This is a genomic window from Methylobacterium sp. B1, assembly GCF_000333255.1.
GTDB classification, from domain to species: domain Bacteria; phylum Pseudomonadota; class Alphaproteobacteria; order Rhizobiales; family Beijerinckiaceae; genus Methylobacterium; species Methylobacterium fujisawaense.
Genome location: NZ_BACT01000292.1, coordinates 1 through 6187 on the forward strand (window position 1 = coordinate 1; position 6187 = coordinate 6187).

5 protein-coding genes are annotated in these 6187 nt (G+C 68.9%); all 5 read left to right on the forward strand.

Translation table 11 applies throughout. The annotated features are described in order from the left end of the window. Positions 1-306 precede the first annotated feature (306 nt). Genes I53_RS08570 through I53_RS31075 form a run of 5 tightly spaced genes read left to right on the forward strand, consistent with a single transcriptional unit; the run spans position 307 to position 6081 of the window. Complete coding sequence (locus I53_RS08570; RefSeq protein WP_043349186.1) at positions 307-822, forward strand: Hcp family type VI secretion system effector; 516 nt, start codon at positions 307-309, stop codon at positions 820-822. Positions 823-868: 46 nt separating this feature from the next. Beyond that, a complete protein-coding gene (locus I53_RS08575) occupies positions 869-1342 on the forward strand; it encodes a hypothetical protein (RefSeq protein WP_043349182.1) in 474 nt (157 codons plus the stop codon). Positions 1343-1393: 51 nt separating this feature from the next. Then, the gene (locus tag I53_RS08580) at positions 1394-3361 is read left to right on the forward strand and encodes a type VI secretion system tip protein VgrG (RefSeq protein WP_051044731.1); all 1968 of its coding nucleotides are present in this window, start codon (positions 1394-1396) and stop codon (positions 3359-3361) included. Between the two features lie 9 nt (positions 3362-3370). Beyond that, the gene (locus I53_RS08585; protein ID WP_043349183.1) at positions 3371-4420 is read left to right on the forward strand and encodes a DUF2169 domain-containing protein; all 1050 of its coding nucleotides are present in this window, start codon (positions 3371-3373) and stop codon (positions 4418-4420) included. Further along, positions 4417-6081: a PAAR-like domain-containing protein gene (locus tag I53_RS31075; RefSeq protein WP_083936001.1), complete on the forward strand. Its 1665-nt coding sequence runs from the start codon at positions 4417-4419 to the stop codon at positions 6079-6081. Before I53_RS08585 ends, I53_RS31075 begins: the two co-directional genes overlap by 4 nt. Positions 6082-6187: the final 106 nt, after the last annotated feature.

Sequence of the window (6187 nt, forward strand, 5' to 3'; positions counted from 1 at the left end):
AGCCGCTACAGGTGCTTACCCCACTCAAAAAGTTCGGCCATCTTTGGCCAAGCCCTCGGCCATTTTTGGCCAAAAATCTCAACCGGTGATGGACGCATCCGAGCACCCGGCTGTCAGGTCGAAACGATCCGCCTGAGAGATCAGGCACTTGGATGGCAAAGATCAAAATAAGATCGCCTCGGCACAGATTGGCACGAACTCTGCCATGTGCTTCCCGCGAAGCCGGAACACAGCGCAGACAACCGGACCTCATCGGTCCGGACCTGCGGATCGACCGCCGCCGGCCTCGGATCATCGGGGAAGACCATGCCGACACCCGCCTATATCTCGATCGAGGGTTCCACCCAGGGCAACATCACCCAGGGCGCTTTCACCGAAGCCTCCGTGGGCAACATCTGGCAGGAGGGCCACGAGAACGAGATCCTCGTCCAGGCCATCGAGCACCGCGTCACCATCCCGCGCGACCCCCAGTCCGGTCAGCCCTCGGGCCAGCGCGTCCACCTGCCGTTCAAGTTCACCGCCCCGCTGAACAAGGCCACGCCGCTGCTCTACAACGCCCTGACCTCGGGCGAGATGCTGACCAAGGTCGAGGTCAAGTGGTTCCGCACCAGCTCGGCCGGCAAGCAGGAGCACTTCTTCACCACCCGCCTGATCGACGCGACCATCATCGACATCGACGCCCAGCTGCCGCACTGCCAGGACGCGCGCAACGCCGACTTCACCCAGCTGATCGCCGTCTCCCTGTCCTACCGCCGGATCGAGTGGGAGCACACGGTGGCCAGCACGTCGGGCGCCGACGACTGGCGCAAGCCCAAGGCCTGAGAACGCGGGCCTGAGAACGCGGGCCTGAGCGGCGGGGGACGAGCGGATGCGCGCCTCGGGCGGGTCACGCGCCGGACGGCCCGGCGTCCCGCAGGACGAGGCGCGCCCGGACGCGGGTGTCCATGACGAATCCCCGCCGCGGCCGATCCCGGCCCGGATGGTCCGGCCGCCCGCCCGGCAGCCGGGGCGGTGGCCGGACGGGCGCGACCACGCCCGCGACCTCGCGCTGATGCCGGCCGCCTCGGTCATCGCCCTGGCGATCCGGGTGTTCTCCGCCGACCCGGCCGAGTGGATCCTCGACCTGCCCGACCACCCGGCCCTGGCGTTCTGCGCCGTGCCGGACGGGCGCGACGGGATGCCGGTCCTCCTGGCCCTGATCACGCTCGGCCCGGTGCTCGGCCTGATCGGCCTGGCCGGCTTCGGGCGCCCGCGCTCCTGGCTCGGCCTGGCCCTGGGCGCGGGGCTCGCCGCCTTCTGGCTGCAGCGCTTCGTCCTCCACGTCCCGGCCTGCCCCCCCTGAACCGCCCGACCACGCCGGACCGACCACCTCCGCCCCCTTCGAGGCTCTCCGATGATCGCCCTGCCCGCCGAGATCACCCAGCCGCTGAGCGATCTCGACCGCGACTTCACCCTCGCGTTCACCGCAGACGGCCTGCCGGGCGCCGATCTGGCGGTCACGGGCTTCCGCCTGGACGAGGCGATCTCGAGCCTGTTCCGGGCCGAGATCGCCCTGGCCTCGCCCGACCCGGGCCTCGACCTGACCGCGCTGCTCGACAAGCCGGCCCGGCTCACCGTGCTCGACCGCTACGGCCCGCCCCGCCACGTCCACGGCGTGCTCGCCCTGGCCGAGCGCGGCGACACCGGCGCGCACCACACGGCCTACCGCGTCCTGCTCATGCCGGCGCTGCACCGCCTGCGCTTCGGCGCGGATTGCCGGATCTTCCAGACGAAGAGCGTGCCCGAGATCGTCGAGGCGGTGCTCAAGGACAACGGCGTCACCGCCTACCGCTTCGCGCTGACCGAACAGCATCCCGCGCGCGAGTACTGCGTGCAGTACCGGGAGACGCACCTCGCCTTCATCGAGCGGCTGATGGCCGAGGAGGGCATCGCCTACCACTTCGAGCATGTCGAGGGCGCCCACACCCTGGTGCTCACCGACGCGACCAAGCTGGCGGCGGACGCGCCGGGCGCGGAGGCGATCGCGTACAACGCCGAGCCGGGGGGCACGGTGAAGGGCCCGCATGTCGGCCGGTTCACGTGGCGCGAGCTGGTGGCGTCCTCGGACGTGGTCCAGCGCGACCACTTCTTCCGCAATCCCGTGCACGACTTCGAGGCGCGGGCGCAGGCGTCCGCGCTGAACGGGCTGACGCGCAAGCTGGAGATGTACGACTACCCCGGCCGCTACAAGGCGGACGCGGTCGGCCGGGCGTTCACGCGCTACCGGCTGGAGGGGTATCGCGACGAGGCGAGCCACGGCGAGGGGGCGGGGCGGTGCGCGCGGCTGCTGCCCGGGCACCGGTTCGCACTGACCGGGCATCCCGACCCGGTGCTGAACCGGCGGTTCCTGGTGGTGGCGGCGAGCCACGCCGGCAGCCAGCCGGGGGCGGTCGAGGGCGATGCCGGGGACGGGGGCGCGTACCTGACCACGTCGTTCCGGGTGATCCGGCACGACACGCCGTATCGGCCTGACGCTCCGGGCAAGCCGCGGGTCGAGGGCCCGCAGATGGCGATCGTGACCGGTCCGGCCGGCGAGGAGATCCACTGCGACGCGTTCGGCCGGGTGAAGGTGCGCTTCCCCTGGGATCGGTCGGGGCGGGCCGACGACACGGCCTCGTGCTGGATCCGGGTGAGCCAGGGCTGGGCGGGGGCGAGCTGGGGGCAGATCGCGCTGCCGCGGATCGGCCAGCACGTGATCGTCGACTTCCTGGAGGGCGACCCCGACCAGCCGATCATCACGGGCCGGGCCTACAACGCGCGCGAGCCGGTGCCGTACCCGCTGCCGGCCAACAAGACGCGGATGGCGATCAAGTCGAAGACGCACAAGGGCGAGGGATTCAACGAGCTGCGGTTCGAGGACGAGCAGGGCCGGGAGGAGGTGTTCGTCCACGCCCAGCGGGACATGCGGGTGAAGGTGCGCCACGACCGGCGCAAGCGGGTCGACCACGACCAGTCGGAGAGCATCGGCCACGACAAGTCGATCGATGTCGGCGGCAACCACGTCGAGACGATCGCGCAGAACAAGCAGCTTACGGTCGGGATGAACATGAACCGCACCGTGGGCCTGACCTCGTCCGAGGAGGTCGGCGGGATGAAGAGCACTTTGGTTGGGCTCAATCAGAACGTCACTGTGGGGCTGAACAAAGAGGAGAAGATCGGGACGAAATATCGGCTCGAAGTCGGCGAGGAGCTGGAGGTCGTCGTCGGCAAAGCCCGTCTGGTGATGAAGAGCGACGGCAGCATCACGCTGCAGGGCGACACTCACACCCACACGGCGAGCGGACCGATCAAGATGAACGGCAAGGTCATCGACCTGAACTGATCGCACCCGATGACCGTCCTCAACCACACGCCGTTCCCGGCGATGGCGTTCCGGCAGTACAACCTGCGCGGCGCGATCAACGGCGTCGTGGTCGCGCGCGGCACGTTCCGGCTGGTGCAGAACGATGCCCTGCGGATCCTGGAGACGCAGGACCCGCTTCCGCTGAGCGACGTCTACGCGGGTGATCCCCATCACACTGCGCTGGTGGCCCAGGGCGTGCTGGTGCCATTCAAGCCGGGCACCGACATCACCCTGCTGGGCAGCGCCTACGCCGTCGAGGCGGGTGCGGCCGCCTCGTGGCTGTGCGGCCTGAGAGTCGGCCCGATCTCCAAAGCCCTGCGGGTTCACAGACCGCGCCGGTGGGAGCCGGCGTTCGACGGGTCCCGGTTGGCGGGCTGGCGGCTGTCGGAACCCGAGCCGGTGGCGGAGGTGCCGCTGGAGTGGGGCCGCGCCTATGGCGGCCCGCTGCCGCGCGGCTCGGACGAGGCGGAGACGGTCTGCCCGCGCAACCCGCTGGGCTGCGGCATCGTCGATCTGGAGAAGACCGCGATCGGCCGCGGGGAGAGCCGTCCGGCGCCGCAGATCGAGGCGCCGGAGGAGCCGATCCGCGCCTGGAGCGACGCGCCCGAGCCGCAGGGCTTCGGCCCGGTGCCGCCCTGGTGGGCGCAGCGGCTGCCGTTGGCCGGGACCTTCGACGACGCGTGGCGGGATGTGCGCCATCCGCTGCTGCCGGAGGACTTCGACTACCGGTTCTACCAGTGCGCGCCGCCGGGCCTCGTGGCGGAGCCGTGGCTCACCGGCGACGAGGCGTTCCAGCTGGTCAACCTCGTGCCCGGGCCGGTGCGCCTGCACGGGCGTCTGCCGGGGCTGCGGCTGCGGATGCGGCTGGAGCACGCCGACGGCGACGTGATCCGCGACCTCGTGCTGGACGGGGTGGCGTTCGACCTGCGGCCGCAGGTGGCGAAGGTGTTCCTGACCTGGCGGGCGGGCTTCGCCTGGGCGGACGGGCGCGGGATGCCCGAACTCGCCCTCATCCGAACCGAGGAAGCCGCATCATGAGCGAGAGCGAGCCGCTCATCATCCGCCATATCCGGCCCAACAACCTGCCGAGGCCCGAGCCGAAGCCCGAGGCTGGCGCGGGTGGCCCCGCACCGCCGGAGGGGGTGCACCGGGACGCGGAGCCGCGGGCGGTGTGCTTGGCTCCGGACGTGTGCAAGACGCCGGTCGGCTCGACGCTGGTGCCGGTGCCCTACCAAGTCTGGGGCAAGGCCGAGGACGCGGAGAACTTCGCCACGAGCGTGTACTTCCGCGGCACGCCGGCGATGCGGTTCAACTCGGTGTTCAGCAAGACTTACGGAGACGAGCCGGCGCAGGACAAGGGCGGGGTGAAGTCCGGGGCGCGGGGTGGGAAGGTCGAGCCAACCTCGCACTCGCCGACGGTGAACATCCAGAAGAGCCCGGCGGTGCGGAACCGCGACCGGTGCACGCTCAACGGCGGCAACACGCCGGGGGAGTTCGTGCTCAGCCGGGACCGGACGGCTTGCGCGCCGCCGAAGACCGATGCTGCCAACACGAGCCCCGCGCAGCCGGACGGAGCTTCTAGCTCACCGCCGAACACGTACATGGCCAAGACCGATCCCGCGCAGCCGGAGGGAGCTTCCGGCGCGCAGCCAAACACGCATATGGCCAACACCGCTCCCGCGCAGCCGGATGCCCCCAGGGCGGGCGCGGCGGGGCCGCCCACCCCGGGAGCGGACGTCGATTGGTGGAGCGGTGCTCTGGCGACCGATCAGTCTGCGGAGGCTTCGGCTGAGGTGTGGCGGAAAGGTCGGGGTGCGGCGGCCGAGTGGGCGACCGAGCATCCGCAGACCATGGGGGCGATCCAGGCGGCCGGCGCGCTGGCGGAGGCCGGCGGTGCCGCGGCGCTCGTCGTGAGCGGGACGGCCGCCGACGCGACGGGCGTGGGCGCCCCGGTCGGCGTGGCCCTTCAAGCCCTGGGCTGGGCGGGGTTGATGGACGCGGCGGACAACCTTTGGACCGACGTTCGCCAGATGTGGTACGGCGCGCCGCAGGAGACGTTGGGGCGGCAGGCGGCAGGGGCGGTGGCCCAGGCGGCGGGGGCATCGCCGGCGACGGTCGAGCAGATCAAGGCGTTCACCGGCGCGGCGCAGACCGTCGTGGGTGGCGTGGCCGGGATGGGCGGCTTGGCGCGAGTGCCTGCGGGCGCGGCGGTCGCAAGTCGGGCGGTTGCAGCGGCTGGAACCGGGAAGCGTAGCGCCGAGAAGGGACTGCGGGTTACGGGGGAGGGTGGAGCCAGTAGCCCACCAGTTGGGATGGCCCATACTGGTGCGAATAAAACAGTTCCTTATTGGGATTTTGACGCGGCGGAAAAAGCATACGACACTATCAGATCCGTAAGCGGAGATGTAAATTTAATATCAAAAAATACAGGGATAAAAAAATTTCAGATAAACAGAATCAAGGACCATTTATTTTACAAATTCCATCACTTAGACGGTGGGCTTATCAGCCGATTTGATGCGCACCCTGAGATTGCCAATGCTTGGAACCGCCTTAGTAATGGCTCCTTCACCACAAACGATTTACAGTTGATAAAGCATGAGCTTTTTGAGTCGAAATTTGAAGGCATTTTTAAAACGGACTACAGAACCGCCCACGAAGCCGCCAACAAAGCCGGCCATCTTTCGGGATTAGAATAATGGCAATCTATATAGCAATCAGAAAAGAGATTGAAAATGAAGTGGATGCGACCTACAAATACGTCTCGCCGGACGGAAGCATGGGATTTTAAGAATTAATAAAACG

What these genes read in the sequence shown, in the direction of transcription:
- I53_RS08585 (WP_043349183.1), top strand. Translation starts at nt 3,371, where the DNA reads ATGACCGTCCTCAACCACACGCCGTTCCCGGCGATGGCGTTCCGGCAG.
- I53_RS31075 (WP_083936001.1), top strand. Translation starts at nt 4,417, where the DNA reads ATGAGCGAGAGCGAGCCGCTCATCATCCGCCATATCCGGCCCAACAAC.
- I53_RS08575 (WP_043349182.1), top strand. Translation starts at nt 869, where the DNA reads ATGCGCGCCTCGGGCGGGTCACGCGCCGGACGGCCCGGCGTCCCGCAG.
- I53_RS08570 (WP_043349186.1), top strand. Translation starts at nt 307, where the DNA reads ATGCCGACACCCGCCTATATCTCGATCGAGGGTTCCACCCAGGGCAAC.
- I53_RS08580 (WP_051044731.1), top strand. Translation starts at nt 1,394, where the DNA reads ATGATCGCCCTGCCCGCCGAGATCACCCAGCCGCTGAGCGATCTCGAC.